Annotated in this window: 19 protein-coding genes and 1 pseudogene; 15 read left to right on the plus strand and 5 right to left on the minus strand. The window is 67.7% G+C overall.

What is annotated here, in order from left to right:
- Positions 1-10 precede the first annotated feature (10 nt).
- Positions 11-406, minus strand: a complete 396-nt coding sequence (locus tag HDA32_RS02655) for a thioesterase family protein (RefSeq protein WP_179641653.1) — start codon at positions 404-406, stop codon at positions 11-13.
- Positions 407-469: 63 nt separating this feature from the next.
- Positions 470-1,711: a CaiB/BaiF CoA transferase family protein gene (locus HDA32_RS02660; RefSeq protein ID WP_179641654.1), complete on the minus strand. Its 1,242-nt coding sequence runs from the start codon at positions 1,709-1,711 to the stop codon at positions 470-472.
- A gap of 172 nt (positions 1,712-1,883) precedes the next feature.
- On the opposite strand from HDA32_RS02660, the gene HDA32_RS02665 reads away from it, so the two are divergent.
- The 15 genes from HDA32_RS02665 (at position 1,884) to HDA32_RS02730 (ending at position 13,367) form a co-directional block, all read left to right on the plus strand.
- Positions 1,884-2,642, plus strand: coding sequence for a GntR family transcriptional regulator (locus HDA32_RS02665; RefSeq protein ID WP_179641655.1), 759 nt, complete (start codon positions 1,884-1,886; stop codon positions 2,640-2,642).
- Positions 2,639-3,043, plus strand: a complete 405-nt coding sequence (locus HDA32_RS02670; protein ID WP_179641656.1) for an FAS1-like dehydratase domain-containing protein — start codon at positions 2,639-2,641, stop codon at positions 3,041-3,043. Before HDA32_RS02665 ends, HDA32_RS02670 begins: the two co-directional genes overlap by 4 nt.
- Positions 3,040-3,441: a MaoC/PaaZ C-terminal domain-containing protein gene (locus tag HDA32_RS02675; protein ID WP_179641657.1), complete on the plus strand. Its 402-nt coding sequence runs from the start codon at positions 3,040-3,042 to the stop codon at positions 3,439-3,441. The genes HDA32_RS02670 and HDA32_RS02675 overlap by 4 nt, the downstream gene beginning before the upstream one ends.
- A gap of 32 nt (positions 3,442-3,473) precedes the next feature.
- Positions 3,474-3,605: a hypothetical protein gene (locus HDA32_RS31285; protein WP_281370361.1), complete on the plus strand. Its 132-nt coding sequence runs from the start codon at positions 3,474-3,476 to the stop codon at positions 3,603-3,605.
- A gap of 216 nt (positions 3,606-3,821) precedes the next feature.
- Positions 3,822-4,379: a transposase gene (locus HDA32_RS02680; protein ID WP_179641658.1), complete on the plus strand. Its 558-nt coding sequence runs from the start codon at positions 3,822-3,824 to the stop codon at positions 4,377-4,379.
- Positions 4,380-4,802: 423 nt separating this feature from the next.
- Positions 4,803-5,585: an ABC transporter ATP-binding protein gene (locus tag HDA32_RS02685; protein ID WP_218882299.1), complete on the plus strand. Its 783-nt coding sequence runs from the start codon at positions 4,803-4,805 to the stop codon at positions 5,583-5,585.
- A gap of 2 nt (positions 5,586-5,587) precedes the next feature.
- Positions 5,588-6,424, plus strand: a complete 837-nt coding sequence (locus tag HDA32_RS02690) for an ABC transporter permease (protein WP_179641659.1) — start codon at positions 5,588-5,590, stop codon at positions 6,422-6,424.
- Between the two features lie 40 nt (positions 6,425-6,464).
- On the plus strand, positions 6,465-7,496 hold the full coding sequence (locus tag HDA32_RS02695) for an ABC transporter substrate-binding protein (RefSeq protein ID WP_218882300.1): 1,032 nt from the start codon (positions 6,465-6,467) through the stop codon (positions 7,494-7,496).
- Positions 7,497-7,547: 51 nt separating this feature from the next.
- Positions 7,548-8,702 carry an FAD-dependent oxidoreductase gene (locus tag HDA32_RS02700; protein WP_179641661.1) on the plus strand — a complete coding sequence of 385 codons (1,155 nt, stop codon included), beginning with the start codon at positions 7,548-7,550 and terminating at the stop codon, positions 8,700-8,702.
- Positions 8,703-8,704: 2 nt separating this feature from the next.
- A complete protein-coding gene (locus HDA32_RS02705) occupies positions 8,705-9,304 on the plus strand; it encodes an amino acid synthesis family protein (RefSeq protein WP_179641662.1) in 600 nt (199 codons plus the stop codon).
- Between the two features lie 56 nt (positions 9,305-9,360).
- Positions 9,361-10,119 (plus strand): class II aldolase/adducin family protein, encoded by a 759-nt coding sequence (locus HDA32_RS02710; protein ID WP_179641663.1) that lies wholly within the window; start codon positions 9,361-9,363, stop codon positions 10,117-10,119.
- Positions 10,120-10,177: 58 nt separating this feature from the next.
- A complete protein-coding gene (locus HDA32_RS02715) occupies positions 10,178-11,110 on the plus strand; it encodes a 3-hydroxyacyl-CoA dehydrogenase NAD-binding domain-containing protein (RefSeq protein ID WP_179641664.1) in 933 nt (310 codons plus the stop codon).
- A gap of 12 nt (positions 11,111-11,122) precedes the next feature.
- Positions 11,123-11,938: an alpha/beta fold hydrolase gene (locus tag HDA32_RS02720; protein WP_179641665.1), complete on the plus strand. Its 816-nt coding sequence runs from the start codon at positions 11,123-11,125 to the stop codon at positions 11,936-11,938.
- 62 nt (positions 11,939-12,000) lie between these two features.
- On the plus strand, positions 12,001-12,462 hold the full coding sequence (locus HDA32_RS02725; RefSeq protein ID WP_179641666.1) for a YbhB/YbcL family Raf kinase inhibitor-like protein: 462 nt from the start codon (positions 12,001-12,003) through the stop codon (positions 12,460-12,462).
- A gap of 140 nt (positions 12,463-12,602) precedes the next feature.
- Positions 12,603-13,367 (plus strand): IclR family transcriptional regulator, encoded by a 765-nt coding sequence (locus HDA32_RS02730; RefSeq protein WP_218882301.1) that lies wholly within the window; start codon positions 12,603-12,605, stop codon positions 13,365-13,367.
- Positions 13,368-13,392: 25 nt separating this feature from the next.
- Here the strand turns inward: HDA32_RS02730 and HDA32_RS02735 are convergent.
- The 3 genes and pseudogenes from HDA32_RS02735 to HDA32_RS02745 all read right to left on the minus strand — a co-directional run.
- A pseudogene (locus tag HDA32_RS02735) lies at positions 13,393-13,894 on the minus strand (transposase); the annotation flags it as partial.
- A 110-nt stretch (positions 13,895-14,004) separates the two neighbouring features.
- A complete protein-coding gene (locus tag HDA32_RS02740; protein ID WP_179641667.1) occupies positions 14,005-15,381 on the minus strand; it encodes an aldehyde dehydrogenase family protein in 1,377 nt (458 codons plus the stop codon).
- 124 nt (positions 15,382-15,505) lie between these two features.
- The gene (locus tag HDA32_RS02745; RefSeq protein ID WP_218882302.1) at positions 15,506-16,927 is read right to left on the minus strand and encodes an Nramp family divalent metal transporter; all 1,422 of its coding nucleotides are present in this window, start codon (positions 16,925-16,927) and stop codon (positions 15,506-15,508) included.
- Positions 16,928-16,941 lie beyond the last annotated feature (14 nt).

Here is a 16,941-nt window from a genome sequence, read left to right on the forward strand (position 1 = left end):
TTGCCGAGGGTCAGCGGAGCGCGTCGCGCTTGGCGTCCAATCGGGCGCCGAACCTGTCGAGGTCGACGATGAAGCGTTCGTGCCTGCCGGACGCGATGCCGTCGACACCGTCGTCGGCGGTGATCTCGAAGGCGACCCGGCGGCGGTCCACCTCGGTCACCGCAGCGGTGATGGAGACGGTCTGGCCCCGCAGCGTGGGGGCGGTGTGCGCGATGTCGACCGAGGCGCCGACGCTGCTCTGGTGGTCGCCGATGTGGCCGCTGAGGACCTCGATGGCCGCTTCTTCGAGGAAGAGCACCAGGTTGGGGGTTGAGAGGATGTCGTGTTCGCCGCGGGTGGTGCAGTGCTCCTTCTCCACGGTGCGGGTCATGGTGCCGGTGACGCCTGGGGCGAGTTCGATGGGCATGGGGGCCTCCGGGAAAGGGGGGTGCGGATCGGGGAAGGGGGTCCGGTCGGAGGTGAGGGCCGGTCAGCGGCCGGGGGCGCCGGAAGGAGAGCCGGCGATGCCGCGCCTCAGCAGATCGGCGATCTCCTCCGAGGTGAGTCCGGCATCGGCGAGCAGGTCGGTGGTGTCGGCGCCGAGCACGGGCCCGGCGGGGCCGTGCCGCGCCGGGGTTTCGGACAGCCGCATGGGCGAGCCGATCTGGCGCACCGCTCCGAGATCGGGATGCTCGGCGTCCCAGAAGAATCCGCGTTTGCCCAGGTGGTCGTCCGTGTATACCTGACCGGTGCCGTTGATGGGGGCGCACGGGACGCCGGCCGCGTCCAGCGCCTCGGTCAGTTCCGCCGTGGAACGGCGCATGGTGGTGCGTTCGATGGCGGGGATGAGTTCGTGACGCAGCCCGTGGCGGTCATGGGCGTCGGCGAAGCGCGGGTCGGCCAGCAGGTCGGTGAGTTCCAGGGCCTCGCAGAAGCCGCGCCATGTCTTGGGACTGACGGCCCCGACCGTGATCCAGCCGTCCGCCGTGCGAAGTGCCTGGTACGGAGCGGTGCTCTGGTGCGCCGATCCGTTCGGCCGCCCGATCTCGCCCGTGGCCCAGAACTTGGCCGCCTCCCAGATGGTGAAGGAGACACCGGACTCCAGCAGGGAGACGTCGACGTGCTGGCCCCGGCCGGTGGTCTGACGAGCCTGGAGGGCGGCGAGCACACCCATGGCCACGTACAGGCCGCAGACCAGGTCGCAGATCGGCACGCCCACCTTGACGGGGTCGCCGCCGGGTGAGCCGGTGATGCTCATCAGGCCGGAGCGGGCCTGGGCCATGATGTCCAGCCCCGGCAGACCCGTGAGTGGGCCGTCCTGGCCCCATCCGGAGGCCGATGCGTACACCAGCAAGGGGTGGCTCCGCGCGAGATCGGCGTAGCCCAGCCCGAGTCGGGACATCGCGCCCGGCCGCAGGTTCTCCACCAGGACGTCGGCGTCGTCGAGCAGCCTGCGGACCAGGTCGATGCCCTCGGTCGTCTTGAGGTCCACGGCGATCGAGCGCTTGCCTCGGTTCAGCCGGATGAACGGGGAGCTGTGCCCGTCCAGGAACGGCCCGATGGCGCGGACGGCGTCACCGCCCTCGGGGTTCTCGATCTTGACGACGTCGGCTCCCAGGTCGGCCAGCTGCATCGTGGCGAACGGCGCGGCCATGAACGCGCCGATCTCGATGACCTTGACGCCGTCCAGGGGAGGGGCAGGGGACCCATGCGTGCCGGAGCGCGGCGGCATGATGTCCTCCCTTCGTTCCGGGTGTCCTCCATCACTCCGATAAGTGATGGAGGGCACATGAGCTCGTGCGATCTATTGTCTACAACAGTCAATAGACAAACGGCAAGGCATGGGCCACAATCCGTTGTGAGCCGGTTCACCGGGAACCGGTACCGACGAGGCAGGGAGAGCCATGGCAGCCGTCGAGTCGACGGGAACCCCCAGGACCGCCGCGCGGATCGTGAAGCCGCCGAGCATGGTCGAACTCGCCGCGCAGGCACTGCGCAGGATGATCATCGGCGGCGACCTGCTCCCCGGTGACCGGGTGGTCGAGAACCAGCTCACCAAGGAGCTGGGCATCAGTCGGCCCCCGCTGCGCGAGGCCCTGCGGGTCCTGGAGCTCGAAGGCCTCATCCGCCAGACCCCGCACCGCGGCGCGGTCGTCACCCCTCTGACGCTGCACGACGTCTACGAGATCGTCACCCTGCGCCGTGAACTGGAGCGCATGGCCATCGGGCTGGCCGTGCCGGTCCGCGACCCCTCGCGCCTGCCGCGCTGCCGCTCCGCCCTCGACCGGATGGCGGCCGCGGCCGATGCCGGTGAGCGCGCCGAGCTCTCCGAGGCGGCGTTCGAATTCCACGTCTCGGTGATCGGCCTGTCCGGTCACCGCCGTCTGGAGGACGCCTACCGGTCGCTGCAGCTGCAGATGCTGCTGTGCATGGCGCTCAACCGGCGGGCGCGGGCGCAGCGGGCCGAGACGATGGCCGAGGACGTGCAGCGCCACCGACGACTTCTCGAGGTGATCGAGAAGGGCGACCCGGCCGCCGTCCTGAACGAACTGGAGCACCACGGCGACCGCACCTTCCTGCACGACATCGCCGAGGCCCTGGACGAGGGCACCCCTGAGGCCAGGGAGTGGCTGGCCGGGGAACGAGCGGAGGACCGAACATGACCACAACCGGGATCGAGGCCCTGCACGCGGCCGTGGGCTGGCGCGGAGCGGTCCGGACCACCAAGGTCGAGCGCCGCCACCTGTACTCCTACCTCGACGCGATCGGCGCGCCCCGCAGCGACGAGGCTCCGTTGACCTTCGTCGCCTGCTACCTGGACGAACCTCCCTCGCTGCCGGCGGCCGCCCACTACGGGACCGGCTGGCTCAACGGGGAGGACTCCTTCGAGGGGGCGCGGCCCCTCCGGGTCGGCCAGACTCTGCACTCCTCGCCCCTGCTCACCGAGGTCGACGAGAAGCACGGGCGCTCGGGGCGCTTCGCCCTGCTCACCTTCGTCACCGACTTCACCGACGACAGCGGTGAAGTCGTCGTCCGGCACACCGGAGTGAGGCTGCGCCGATGACCGACCACGCGATCACCTCTGGAACCGAGATCCCCCCGTTGCGGCTGGAGCCGACGCTGCGCGACATCGTGCGCTACGCCGGTGCATCAGGGGACTTCTACGAGATGCACTACGACCTGGAGTTCGCCCGCCGGCTCGGGCACCCCGAACTCTCCCTGCACGGTCTGTTCAAGACCGCGCTGCTGGGGCGGCTCGTCACCGAATGGATCGGCGGCCACGGGCGCCTCACCTCCCTCAGTGTGCGGTACCGGCGGATGGACTACCGGAACACTCCGCTGACCTGCAAGGCCCTGGTGGAATCCACCGGCGGCGGCCGGATGGACCTCCGCATCTGGACCGAGAACGCCGACGGCGAGGCGACCACCACCGGACACGCCGCCATCACCCTCAACGCCTGATCGGCCACCGACCACCCGAACGGAGCCCCACCGTGCGCCAAGGTGCCCTGCTGGGCCTCGCCGACCGGCTCGAACGCCCTGTACCGGACGGCGACCTTCCCGAGCTCGCCCAGCGGGAGAAGACCGCCGGCGTCCCCGCCGACCTGCGGGTTCCCCGGGAATAACGCGCGGGGCCGCCGCCTGACCGGCGACCGGACACCCGGTGGCCGTCCGCCGTCGGGCGTCCCCGAGTAGTGGACATCTCCGACGCCGAAGACGCCGCCTGCCCGGCCTGTGCCACCCCGTCACGCCACACGCATAGCCGCTATGTCCGCCGCCTGGCCGATACCCCGTCTCCGGCCAGGAGGTGCTGATCCATCTGGGCGTCCGCCGGTTCTTCTGTGACGAGTCCGCCTGCGGGCGCCGATCGGTTCCACCTGTGGCAGAACCTCGCCGCGGCCGTGGAGCGCGCCGTCGCCCGCCACCGCCGGGACTTGCCCCGCACCACGCCCGAACCGGCACCGACAACACCGCCGGCCGAGTCTCCCGGAATCAGGCAGGGGCCGCTGGCCGAGCGCACCCGCCGGCGCCACCGACAGGTCCACAACCTGCTGGCTCAGGGGCGCACCATCACCGAGATCGTCGAGGAACTCCATCTGGCCCGCAACACGGTGCGCCGCTTCGCCCGCGCCACCACAGCCGAGGAGCTGCTGGCCCACCGGCAGGGCCACCGGCTGGACGAGTGGATGAATGCGGCCCGGGGCGAGCAGATCCCCGAACTCGACTCCTTCGTCCGCGGTCTGGGCCGCGACTGGGACGCCGTCGTGGCCGGGCTGACGCTGCCGCACAGCTCCGGCGTGGTCGAAGGCCACGTCAACCGGCTCAAGATGCTGAAGCGGCAGATGTATGGGCGCGCCAACCCGGACCTGCTGCGCAAGCGCGTGCTGCTCGCCGCCTGATCGGAGAAGAGCCAGGCTTCACCGAATCCGCGCCAGAGCCGGTATTCACGCGTCGGCGACAGCGGCCGGCACGGTGCTCATCGATGCGGTGTCGAACCGTGCCGACCGGTAGAGGCGCTGCCATACCGGCATCGAAGTCGTCTGCCGTAGCCAGGTGCCGCCTGCATCAGCCCGGCCAATGTGGGCGATTGCGACGGCGCGATGGTGCTGCTGGCCCGGGTCCGGGTGACCACGGCGCTGCGGGGCGTGCCGAGCCTCCATGCAACGGAGGCGTCACGACCAGGACTTTTGCCTCCAGGACCTATTGACACCCCAAGATCGCGGCTCCTACTATCTTTCCATCTAATAAGCGGTTATTAGAGAGTGAAAATCGGGAGTTGCAGCTCTTCGGTATGCCCCCTCGCCACTGGGAGGACCGGCCGCATGGAATCGCGATTGATATCCGCGCATGGCATCAGCATGCGCTTCGGTGGTAAAGGCGCCGGCCAGACTGTCCTCGACAGCCTCGACATCACCGTCGCGCCAGGAAGTTTCGTCACGCTGCTCGGCCCTTCGGGCTGCGGCAAGAGCACGCTGCTCAAGATCCTGGGTGGCCTTCTCTCCCCGACCTCGGGCGATGTCTCCATCGGTGGGCGGCCGCCCGCGGACGCCGTCAGGGAACGGCAGATCGGCCTCGTACCGCAGCGGCCGGCCCTCCTTCCCTGGAAGACCGCCCTGCAGAACGCAAGCATGCTGCGGCACATCGCCACCGGAAAGCGCAATTCCGCCGAGTCGACCGAGGCCGCCGAACACGTGCTCAAACTCGTCGGCCTGGACGGTGCCAGGGACAAGCTGCCGCACCAACTGTCAGGCGGAATGGCGCAGCGTGTCTCCATTGCTCGGGCACTGGCGATGGACCCGGCCATTCTGCTCATGGACGAGCCGTTCGGTGCGCTCGACGCCATCACCCGCGACGAGATGAACGAGAAGCTCGCCGAGATCTGGGCGGAGACCGGGAAGACCATCATCTTCGTCACGCACTCGATCAGCGAAGCGATCTTCCTGTCGGACACTGTGCATGTTATGGGTGTCAACCCCGGCCGCATCATCGAGACGATGGAAATCGCCCTGGAGCGGCCGCGGACCCGCGAGGTCTTCGACGACCATGCCTTTACCGAGTACGCCAGAAGGCTTCGGGAACTCCTCGAACCGAAAGCGGTGGTCTGAAAATGGCGGCCACAACCGAAACCACGCGGCCCTCCGCCGTCGACCCCGGCCACCGCTCCGGAGGCGGACTCCTGAAGTGGCTCTCCCGCACGTGGCCGAGCGCACTGGTCCTGGTCGGCATCATCGTCCTGTGGGAACTGGTCGTCGAAGTATTCGGCGTATCGGATTTCGTCATCGCCAAACCGAGCGAGATCGCCGCGGAAACCTGGGACTCGCGGGAGCTCCTGCTCACCGCCACCTGGGTCACCACCCAGGAGATCGTCTACGGTTTCCTCATCAGCGTCGCGGTCGGAATCCTGCTGGCCGTCCTGCTCGCACGGTTCGGCCGGCTGCACCGCGCGGTATACCCGCTCATCGTCCTGTTCCAGGTCGTCCCCAAGGTCGCCCTGGCCCCCATCTTCATTCTCTGGTTCGGCTACGAACTCACGCCCAAGCTGCTGCTGGTCGTCGTCATCTCCTTCTTCCCGATCACGCTCAACATGCTTGTCGGGCTCCGAAGCATCGACCAGGACCTGCTGCTGCTCATGAGGTCCGTAGGGGCCACCAGAAACCAGATTCTCACCAGAATCCAGATACCGACCTCGCTGCCCTATCTCTTCGCCGGGATGCGGATCGCGATCACCCTGTCCGTTATCGGCGCGGTCGTCGCCGAGTTCGCCGGCGCATCCGACGGACTGGGCTATCTCATCCAATTCGCGTCAACACAGCTCGACACCCCGCTGATGTTCTCCGCGCTCATACTCGTATCGCTGCTCGGCCTGGCCCTTTACTACGGAATGTCGCTGATCGAATTCGTCTTGGCGCGGAAGTTCCCGCATATAGCCACCGACGACCAGTGACCTCCGGGCAGCGCTCTTCCCATCTTTCATGGAGCACACCATGCCCAATTCGAGGAAGTCTGCCGCGTTCGCCGGATCCGCCCTTCTTCTCTTCGCCGCCGCGTGCGGCTCCGGCGGCGAGTCGGATACGGACACCGTCAACGTTCAACTTGATTACCAGCTCCGCGGAAACCACGGGATGTTCTACGTCGCCCAGGAGCTGGGGTACTTCGAGGACGAGAGAATCGAGATCGAGGAGATCACCCTCGGATCCGGATCGCCCGACGCGCTGCGGATCATCGGAAGCGGCCGGGCCGACTTCGGCTTCGCCGACCTGCCCTCTCTGGTGACCGCGCGCTCCCAGGGCGTCCCCGTGCAGGCGCTCGCCGCTGTCAACCAGATCTCTCCGCTGGGAATGTGCTCGCTGTCCGACAACGTGGAACTCGACTCGGCGGAGGACCTCCTCGGGTTGACCGTGGGGGTGCACCCGGGCGGCTCCACCTACATCTTCTACGAAGCACTGGCCGCCGCCAACGGACTCGACCGCGACCGGATCGAAGAGGTCACGGTGACCCCGCCGTATGAGAACTACCTGATCGAGAAGCAGGTCGACTCGGTCGTCTGCTACATCGACGCCGAGGTGCCCCTGCTGGAGGACGCGGCCGGCGGCGAAGGCTCGCTGAGCATTCTCCAAGGCGCGGACGTCGGCTACGACGCCTACGGCTCCGGCCTGGTCACCAACGACGAGGTGATCGAGGAGGACGGCGACCTCGTCCAGCGGTTCACCAACGCCTACCTGCGCGCGTTCGAGTACGTCGCCGAGAACCCGGAGGAGACCGCGCGGATCCTCGCCGAGTCCGCACCGGAGCAGGCGGACAACGCCGACCTGTTCGAGCGCCAACTGCAGGCCGACATCGACCACTCGTTCACCAGCGACGTGACCGAGGAGAACGGCCTTGGAGCGATGGACGAGGAGATGTGGAACTCCACCATCGACATCCTCGCCGAGCAGGGCGTCCTTGAGGGTGGTCCGATCAGCGCCGACGACGTCCACGACCCGACGTTCACGGACTCCTACCACGCCGAGAACTGATCAGGCGGACGCTGAGCGCTCAGAAGCACCCAAAGACGATGCGAAAGGCCGATGACATTGACCACGAGCAACAACGGCCGCCATGCCGAGGTCGCGGGAGCGGGCTTCGCCGGACTGACCGCGGCCACCGCCCTGGCACGGCGCGGATGGACGGTATGCGTCCACGAGAAGGGCGAGGATCTGCGGGAACAGGGCGCGGGGATCGTCCTGTGGCACAACAGCATCAAGGTGCTCGAAGCGATCGGCGCCTACACCGAGGCCATGTCGGACTCGATGACCCCGCCCTACTACGAGACGCGGGTCCACGGCTCCCCCGTCTCGCATGAGCACTTCGACGGCCTCCCCTGGCGCACGATGACCCGCCCGCATCTGCACCGGAGCCTCCTCAGCGCTGCACTGGAAGCCGGAGTGGAGATCCGCAGCGGCTCGGAGGTCGTATCCGCCGACCCGGCGGGCTCGATCACCCTCGCCTCGGGCGAGACGCGCACGGCCGACCTCGTGGTGGGCGCCGACGGGGTCCGGTCCAAGGTGCGCGACTCCATCGGGTTCGAACAGGAACGCTGGAAGTCCGGAGACGGCATCATCCGCTTCCTCGTCCCGCGCCACAAGGATGAGCTGGGCCCGGGCGAGTGGGACAACGTCATCGACTTCTGGAACCTGGAGCCGCGCTACCTGCGCGTGCTGTATGTGCCCTGCAACGAGCGGGAACTCTACATCGCCCTTGGCGCGCCCCGCTCCGATGAGCAGGGCAGCCGGACCCCCGTCGACCTGGACCTGTGGACGTCGGCCTTCCCGGAGCTGACACCGGTGCTCAAGTCCGCGGCCGTGGCCGAGGACGCCAGGTACTACGGCTACCAGACCACGGTCCTGCAGCGGTGGACGCGCGGACGGGTGGCGCTCGTGGGGGACTCCGCGCACGCCATGTGCCCGGCGCTGGCCCAGGGCGCCGGCACGGCGATGGCCAACGCCTACACCCTCGCCGAGGCAGCGACCGGGGCCCTTCACGCCGGATTCGAGCACGCGCTGGAGGAGTGGGAGCGCCGTGAGCGGCCGATCACCGACCGCTGCCAGCAGCGCTCGGCCGACTACGCCGCGACCCGCGGGATGGCGGAGGGCAACCAGTTCGGCCCCGAGAACCTGGAGGCCGCGGTGTACGACCCCACGTCTTTGCTACGGCACGCCGACGCCAGCCGAATGGAGAGGTGAGAATGGCCGCTCGGACCGCTGTCGACGACAGCTACCAGGTCCGCCGCTGGGTGGGCATGGTCGAGGAGACGACCCATGAGAATGGGCCGAAGGCGGGAGAACCGCTGTTCAAGGCCGCCTGCGGGGTCGTGGTCAAGAATCCCTTCGCGGGTGGCTACGTCCAGGACCTGTCCGCGCTGACGGACCCCAGCGCCGCACTCGGCACGGAGCTCGGCCGACGGGCCGTCGCTCTGCTGGGCGGCCGCGAGGTCCAGAGCTACGGCAAGGGCGGCATCGCCGGGGTCAACGGCGAGCAGGAGCATGTCGTCGCCTGTATCACCACCACCTTCGGCAACGCTCTGCGCGAGGCCGTGGGCGGAGGCGCGGCGTGGATCTCGTCGGCGACCAAGACCGCCTCGGCCGGGACGCCCCTCGACATCCCGCTCGCGTTCAAGGACGAGATCTATGTCCGCTCGCACTACGACGCGGTGACGCTCACGGTGTCCGACGCGCCGCGGCCCGACGAACTGCTCATCTGCGTCGCCGTCGCGACCGGCGGCCGTGTCCATCACCGCGTCGGCGGCCTCAGCGCGGCCGAGACGCGTGTCGCGGCCCGGACCTGACGGTGCCCGCCGCTCCGGAAGAACCCCCGCACTCCCACCGAGGAAAGGTCCGAAACATGGCCAGCAGTGACACCCTGTACTCCCAGGACGAGTCCATCGCCAACGTGTTGCACGAACTCGCCAGGGCGCATCGGATCCTGGAGATGGAGGGGCACGGCGACATGTCGATGGGCCACCTCTCCTACCGCGACCCCCACGGCCGCGGTCTCTGGCTCAAGCAGGGCAACCTCGGCCTGGAGGAGGTCACGGGCCGGGACTTCATCCTGATCGACTTCGACGGCAACGTCCTCGAAGGCCAGGGGCTGCGGCACCTGGAGTGGCCCCTGCACACCGAGATCATGCTCGCCCGTCCTGAGGTCAACGTGGTCGGCCACTCCCACCCGTTCCACTCGACCGTGTTCAGCGCGACGACCGCCGAAATCGCCCCCTACGTCAACCACGCGGTGTGGTTCGCCGATCACGGGGTCCCGCGCTTCACGGAGACGAGCCACATCATCACCACCCAGCCGCTCGGGGCATCGGTGGCGCAGACGCTGGGCGAGGCCGAGGCGGTCCTGCTGGCCAACCACGGGGTTGCCTTCGTCGGGAGGAACGTCAAGGAGGCCGCGCTCTCGGGGATCTTCCTGGAGAAGGCCGCCAAGGCGCAGTTGGCCCTCGCGGCGTCCGGGCTCGCCCACGACCCGCCCGGCGCGGCGGAGACCATCGAGAAGCACCGGGTCATCTACCCCGAGCGGGCCAGGAGCAACTACTGGATGTACTTCAACCGCAAGCTCAGCGCCCTTGAGGAGCGAGAGGCCCGCGAGTTCCGCGACTGAGCCGGCCCGCTGCGAACCGCGGCATACGGACCGCCCCAAGCACGAGGAGGAGACCGCCATGACCATCCCCAAGACCAGCGCCGTCATCGGATCGGGCACCATGGGCCCAGGCATCGCCGCGCTGCTGGCGCGCTACGGCTCCACAGTCCGCCTCAACGACATCAGCGAGGAGGCCTTGACACGCGCCGAGACCGCCTGCTCCGGCGCCTCGGCCGTTCTCGACCAACTGCAGATCCCAACGGTGCCCGGCGGCTCGGTGTCATACGAGCTAGATCTCACCGCGGCGCTTGACGGCGCCGACTTCGTCATCGAAGCGGTTCCGGAGACGATCGAGCTGAAGAAGAGCGTCCTCGCGCAGATCGAGGCCGCCGTCGCGACAGACGTGGTCATCGCGACGAACACCTCGGGGATCCCGATCACGGACATGGCCGCGTCCATGGCCCACCCCGAGCGCTTCATCGGCATGCACTGGTCCAACCCGCCCCACCTGATCCCGATGATCGAGGTGATCAGGGGCGATCAGACCAGTACCGAGGTCGAGACCGCACTGGTGGAGATCGTCAGGGCTTTCGGCTACGAGGCCGTCGTGGAGAAGGAGATTCCCGGGTTCATCGAGAACCGCGTGCTCTACGCGATCATGCGGGAGTGCCTCTCGCTGCTCGAACAGGGGGTGGCCACCCAGGAGGACCTGGACACCTGTGTGAAGTGGGGGATCGGCTACAAGCTGGCGGTCATCGGCCCCATGCGGCTGCTCGACATGGCCGGCCTCGACATCTACACGTCGGTGTCGAGCTATCTCAACCCGGACCTGTCGAAGGAGTCGGGGATCTCGCCGCTGGTACGGGAACTGACCGAGCAGAACAGGCTCGGCATGAAGACGGAGGACGGCATGTACCCGTACGGCGAGGGCGATGTCGCGGCAAAACGCGCCGACATCCTCCGCGGCCTGGTCACCGTCCGCAAGGCCCTGTCCGAGATCAAGCCGGTCTGAGTCGGCGCCGTAATGACCGCAGATCTGCAGCACACCCGCTCCGGCCGGATCGGCCTGTGCTTTCGCGACAAGGGGACGGGCCCGACCGTGGTCCTCCTGCACGGCACGACCGCCAGCCTGGGCGTGTGGGATCCGGTCGCGGACCGGATCGGCGACCGGGTTCGGACCATAGCGGTCGACCAGCGCGGGCACGGCCGCAGCGACAAGCCCGCTGAGGGGTACGGCGTCTCTGACTACTGCTCCGACGTCCTCGCACTCATCGCGGAACTCGACTGCGGCCCGGTGGTCGTCTGCGGACACTCGCTGGGCGCCCGGAACGCGGTGGTGCTCGGAAGACAGCACCCCGAGTCGGTGGTGGGCGTGGTCGCCGTCGACTACACCCCCTACGTCGAACCGCATGTATTGGACGACCTCGAAGCCCGTGTGCGCGGCGGAGACCGGCGGTTCGACTCGGAGGCCGAGATCGAAGACTACCTGCGGCGCCGTTACCCGCTCATGCCCGTCGACGCCCTCCGGCGCCGGATCGCCTACGGCTATGTCAGGGAGGGCGACGGCTTCCGCGCACTCGCCGACCCCGCGGCGATGGTGCGCACAGTCCAGGGTCTGCGGTGCGACTTCGCGGCGGAGGCACGTGACATCACGGTCCCGGTGGTACTGGTCCGCGGCGAGCGGAGCCGGATCGTCTCGGACGAGGCGTTCGCCGCCACAAGGCGGCTGCGCCCGGACTTCCGCGCCGTCGAGGTGCCGGAGGCCGACCACTACATACCGGAGGAGAACCCCGAGGTGGTCGCCGGCGAAATCACCCGGATGGTCCAGGCGGTGATGTGAACCGGCCGACACATCCCGCCTCGCCCACCACACAGGAACACACAGCACACGGAGGACGAAGAATGCCGCTGAACATCCGCGACCTCACAATCTCGGCCCGCCAGTTCGCGTCCGGTGAGCGGATCCCGGATGCGCACGCCGCCGATCACGGCGACACCGCTCCCGACCTGAAGATCACCGGTGTCCCGGACGGCACAGTGGAACTCGCGGTGATCGTCCATGACCCCGACGCTCCGCTGCCGCGCGGGTTCGTCCACTGGGTCGTCTACGGCATCGACCCCTCCACGACCTGGCTGGACAGTACCGAGGGCGAACGCGGTCACCGGGAAGGTCCCAACGGGATCGGCAAGAGAGCCTACACCGGCCCCCAGCCGCCGCCCAATCATGGCACGCACCACTACTACTTCTGGGTCTACGCTCTGAGTACGGCGGTCGAGGGCGAACCCACGAGGGAAGAGTTCCTCGCCACCTACGCCGACAGCATCATCGAGCAGAACCGCCTCGTCGGCACGTACTCCGCCTGATCCGCCGCCCGCACCGGAGTGCGGGCGGGGCGAAATCCGACGATCTGCGGTGCCCGGCCCGCCGCACGCGGAACGAGGCGCGCTGCCGAGAACCGCGTGTGGTGCGTACGCCAGATGCTTCGAGAGAGGAGAAGGACGAAGTGGCGGAGGTGCGAGGGCGCACTCCGGGCGTGGACAGCGCCAGGCGAGCCCTGAAAGTCCTGCTGCTGTTCTCCGGGCAGTCCCCGAGGCTCACCATGGAGGAAATCGCGCGCGGTGTCGGTATCTCGACCCCGTCCGCCTACCGCTTCGTCTCGCTCCTCCGGGAGCTGGACCTCGTGGAGGAGGACGACGGTAGCACCTACGTGCTCTCACCGAGGGTCTTGGCGCTCGCCGAGAACGCCGAACGGACCATGCGGATGTCGCATCTCCTGCGTCCGCTGGTCGAGCGGCTGTCCTCGGTGACCGGGGAGACCGCGCTCGTCATCCGGCGCGTCGGCGATTTCGCCACGTGTACCGAGATATCCCAGGCGGACCGCTCCATCCGCCTGTCGTTCCAACCCGGCCAGATCATGAGCCTGCACCAAGGGGCCGGCCCCAAGGCCCTCCTCGCGGGAATGGGCAAGGAATGGGCGGCACGCTACTTCGACCGGCTGAAGTCGAAGCCGCCGCAGTACGACCGGGATGCGGTGCTGGCGGAACTCCCCGTCATCACCTCGCAAGGGTGGTCGCAGAGTTCGGCGGAGGTCGACGAGGACGTCTGGGCCGTGGCCGCACCGATCACGGTCGCGAACAAGGTGGTCGCCGCGCTCAGTGTCGCGGGCCCGCATTACCGGATCGACGAGAAGCGCGCCTCCATGATCCGTGAAGAGGTGATCTCGGGCGCTTCCGAGGTCTCCCGATCACTGAATACCTGGCACGACTAGGCAGTTTTTTTGAACGGGTGGGGTCGCGGAGCCGGATGCGGACGGAGGCGACCTGGACGGTTCCGTCGAAGATCGCGGCTGTCTTGTCGTATCCGGTCGCGACCGCCCCGGTTGTGCTCGGGCGGTTGATGGAGCGCTCGACGGTGTCGCGGCCGCGGTGGGCGCCCCGGTCGAAGGCCGGGGGTATGCCGCCCGCCGATCCTTTGCGTTTGCGGTCGGCGCGCTGGTCGGCCGGTTGGGCGATGGTGGCTGTGATGCTGCGGCGGGCCGGGTGGATGCGGATCGCGGCCGAGGAGTAGGCATTGTCGCCCGGCAGCCGGTCGGGGCGGGTGCGCGGACGACCGGTGGTGCGGGTCCAGGTGCCCTCCAGCGACCAGCGGCGGTGTCGGCCGGCGGCGCTCTCCCAGGGGCCGTAGCGCTCGGGCAGGTTCCGCCAGCCGAGGCCGGTTCCGGTGCGCAAGCGGGATCGCGTTGGTGATGCGGCGGTGGTCGGCCCACCGCCCGCCCTTGTGGGGGGCGGCGGGCATGAGCGGGGCGAGCAGGGCCCACTCGGCGTCGGTGGGCTCATGGCCTCGGACCACGTCAACCGGGCATTCCAGAGCACCACTCCGCCCCGCAGCCATTTCAAAAGCACTGCCTAGTTAGGTCCGACCGTCAGCGTTTGAGTCGTTGTGTAGAAGTTCTGTGCGGCCTTGCCCTGCTCACGGGGACCGTAGCTAGAGGCCTTCTCCCCACCGAAAGGCGCCCAAAAGTCAACCCCAGAGGTCGGAGCGTTGACGCGGACGAGCCCGGTGTCGATCTCGTCAAGCGCGTCGAAGGCCACGTTCAAATCATTGGAGTAGACAGAGGTGACGAGGCCATAGCGGACCGCATTGTTCAGTTGAATCGCCTGGCCGATGTCACGAGCCGTCTGGATCGCGCAGATCGGGCCAAAAACCTCTTCGTTGACGAGCCGATTGTCCGCGGGCACGTCCGCGACGAGCGTCGGCTGGGCGTACCAGCCGAATCGGTCCTCTCGGCCGCCACCGGTCAGCACCCGCGCCCCGTCGGAACGCGCACCGTCGGCCGCGGCGACCACAGCGTCGCGGGCCTCCTCCAGGATCAAAGGCCCGACAGCGGTGGTGTCCTCGGCAGGGTCGCCGACGCGCATGCACTCCACGGCTGCGGCCAGGGCCTCTCGGACCTGCGATTGCCGAGTCTCGTCGCCCACCACGATTACACGGCTGGTTGCCGTGCACTTCTGTCCTGCGTACCCCATCGCCGCAGCCGCCACCGACGGCGCGGCATTCTCGAGGTCGGCGTCCGGCAGCACGATCGAGGCGTTCAGCCCACCCATCTCCGCTTGAATCGGGAGGGAGCGATGCGTCGCTGCCATGGCGACCGCGTGACCGGCCTCGGCAGAGCCGGTGAACGAGACGCAGTCGGCGGCCCCGACGACGGCTCGGCCGGTCTCGCCGCCGCCGGGAACAACGCGGAACAGGCCGGAGGGAAGCGCCTCGCCAAGCAGTTCGGCCAAACGCAGCGCCACAGCCGTAGCCTCGGGCGCAGGCTTCAGCAGCACGGCGTTGCCGTACGCGAGTGCTGGAGCAGCCTTCCACAGGGGGATCGCAGCCGGGAAGTTCCACGGCGTGATCAGACCGGCGACGCCGTGCGGGCGCCGCCGGCTGTACAACAACGTTCGCGGACCCGCCGGCGGCAGCGTCTCCCCGTCAGGCTCGAACGCTTGCTGGGCGAAATACCGCATGATCGCAACCGACCGCGCCGCCTCACCGCGCGCCTCGGTGGCTGGCTTGCCGACCTCGTCGATCATCAGCCGAGTCAGTTCTTCACTGGCCGCTGCGAGCTTTTCCGCCGCCGCCGCGAGCGCCTCCGCACGGGCAGGCGCGCCGGCTCTGTACCACTCACGGCCTACGCTCCGAGCCTCAGCCGCAGCAGACTCGACTGCGCGCGCATCAGCGTCGGGAATGTCGACGATTACACGATCCGGCGATTGCGGGCAACGACTCTGTACCACTTTACGTGGCCTCCATTTACTACGTTCTTGTCTCAGAAGGCTTTGCTTGTCTCCGGTGGAGCTCTTCCAAACCTTCACGCCTTCCAGGTGTGCATTCCATCTCGGGCAGGCCGAGGGAGTTGGATCACGCGAGCGTAAAGCCAAAGACTTCGAGTACTGAATATGCACCGAGAACCAAGATGGCGATGCTGCTGACGACCAGGCTCACGCTGAACAGGCTACCGCCACGCAGCCGGTGATCAATCTCGACACGGCGCAGATACCAAACGGCTACGACGATGGCCATTAGCAGGACACCGGTCAGGATACCCGCGATTTGGATCATCAGGACTGGAGCCTGAATGAACAGGTACATGGCACCCCAGAGGATCGGCAGTGCCACGGTGAAGATGCGGATCCACCGCGTCCGGGTCTGAGTGTGCTTCCAGTCGAAGACGCCCACGATGGCCAAAAAATTGGTGTACATCCGCGACCAGCTGGGCAGGTTCGCGAAGAGCGTGGACATAAGTACCGCGATAGCGGCAATCAGGAATCCAATACTCGCCCATTCGCCGAGGACGTCCGTGTAAATGTGCGACAGCGTCGTGATCATCTCGTTGCTTCCCCCGGGCACAAGGCCTTGAGGATGCAGTACAGAGGCGCCCATCAGGTAGAACGCGAACGTGCTGAAGGTGTAGACGGCCCAGGAAAGCCAAGCGTCCTTCTGCATGACCTTGATCCACCCATTGGCGCGCCGCGCCCACTCTTCGCTACCGTCAGGCGGCCCTGCCCAGCGGGCGTACCCCTTCTCGGCGCACCAATAGGTGTAGTAGGTGATCTCATCCGCTCCCACACCCGTGATACCGAACATGGCGACAGCCGCTCCCAGGGCGCCCGCTGGGATCTGGAAGCTGAGACCGCTGAGCACGTCGTCGGCGCTGTATGCGAACGGAGTGAAAGGCAGTCCAACAGCAAGCGCAATAGTCAAGGCCGCGAAGGTAACCACCAAGGCGACCGAGCCCAGCTCGACCATTCGGTAGCGGTTGGAGTACAACAGCCCGATGGTGAAGACGACGATGATGCCGGTCCAGATCGAAGTCGAGGCGAACCCCAAAGGAGGCCCGGCGATAGGGAACAGCAGGCTGCACGCAATAGCCACGCCGCCGACGATACCCCCGAGCAGCAGTTGCTTCGGCAGGGCCAGGCAGATCCACACCAGGTTGATCCAGCCTATACGCCCCAATTTAGGCGGGACCTTGTTATAACCGGTGAGTGCCGGCTGGCCGGTCGAAATCGTCCAGCGAGCCAGTTCCACCTGCACTGCTACCTTGACCAGAGTGCTGATGATCACCAGCCACAGCAGGGCGAAACCGGCTTCGGCGCCGAGTGTGGTGGTGACGACCAGTTCGCCCGAGCCCACGATCGAGGCGCTCAGAATTAGGCCGGGTCCGAGATAACGAAGGCTGGAGCGCAATCCCTGCGGCGGCTCTTTGATCCCTTCTGGGGTGAGATGGTAAGGATCGTATTCGCTTGCAGACTGCCTTGTTTCGGAAGTGCTATCCGTCAAGGGTCTCCGGTGTG

The organism is Spinactinospora alkalitolerans, from assembly GCF_013408795.1.
Taxonomy (GTDB): domain Bacteria; phylum Actinomycetota; class Actinomycetes; order Streptosporangiales; family Streptosporangiaceae; genus Spinactinospora; species Spinactinospora alkalitolerans.

Bases quoted from the DNA above. Each gene is read 5' to 3' on its own strand.
- HDA32_RS02655 (WP_179641653.1), bottom strand. From the start codon at position 406: ATGCCCATCGAACTCGCCCCAGGCGTCACCGGCACCATGACCCGCACC.
- HDA32_RS02660 (WP_179641654.1), bottom strand. From the start codon at position 1,711: ATGCCGCCGCGCTCCGGCACGCATGGGTCCCCTGCCCCTCCCCTGGAC.
- HDA32_RS02665 (WP_179641655.1), top strand. From the start codon at position 1,884: ATGGCAGCCGTCGAGTCGACGGGAACCCCCAGGACCGCCGCGCGGATC.
- HDA32_RS02670 (WP_179641656.1), top strand. From the start codon at position 2,639: ATGACCACAACCGGGATCGAGGCCCTGCACGCGGCCGTGGGCTGGCGC.
- HDA32_RS02675 (WP_179641657.1), top strand. From the start codon at position 3,040: ATGACCGACCACGCGATCACCTCTGGAACCGAGATCCCCCCGTTGCGG.
- HDA32_RS02685 (WP_218882299.1), top strand. From the start codon at position 4,803: ATGGAATCGCGATTGATATCCGCGCATGGCATCAGCATGCGCTTCGGT.
- HDA32_RS02690 (WP_179641659.1), top strand. From the start codon at position 5,588: ATGGCGGCCACAACCGAAACCACGCGGCCCTCCGCCGTCGACCCCGGC.
- HDA32_RS02695 (WP_218882300.1), top strand. From the start codon at position 6,465: ATGCCCAATTCGAGGAAGTCTGCCGCGTTCGCCGGATCCGCCCTTCTT.
- HDA32_RS02700 (WP_179641661.1), top strand. From the start codon at position 7,548: ATGACATTGACCACGAGCAACAACGGCCGCCATGCCGAGGTCGCGGGA.
- HDA32_RS02705 (WP_179641662.1), top strand. From the start codon at position 8,705: ATGGCCGCTCGGACCGCTGTCGACGACAGCTACCAGGTCCGCCGCTGG.
- HDA32_RS02710 (WP_179641663.1), top strand. From the start codon at position 9,361: ATGGCCAGCAGTGACACCCTGTACTCCCAGGACGAGTCCATCGCCAAC.
- HDA32_RS02715 (WP_179641664.1), top strand. From the start codon at position 10,178: ATGACCATCCCCAAGACCAGCGCCGTCATCGGATCGGGCACCATGGGC.
- HDA32_RS02720 (WP_179641665.1), top strand. From the start codon at position 11,123: ATGACCGCAGATCTGCAGCACACCCGCTCCGGCCGGATCGGCCTGTGC.
- HDA32_RS02725 (WP_179641666.1), top strand. From the start codon at position 12,001: ATGCCGCTGAACATCCGCGACCTCACAATCTCGGCCCGCCAGTTCGCG.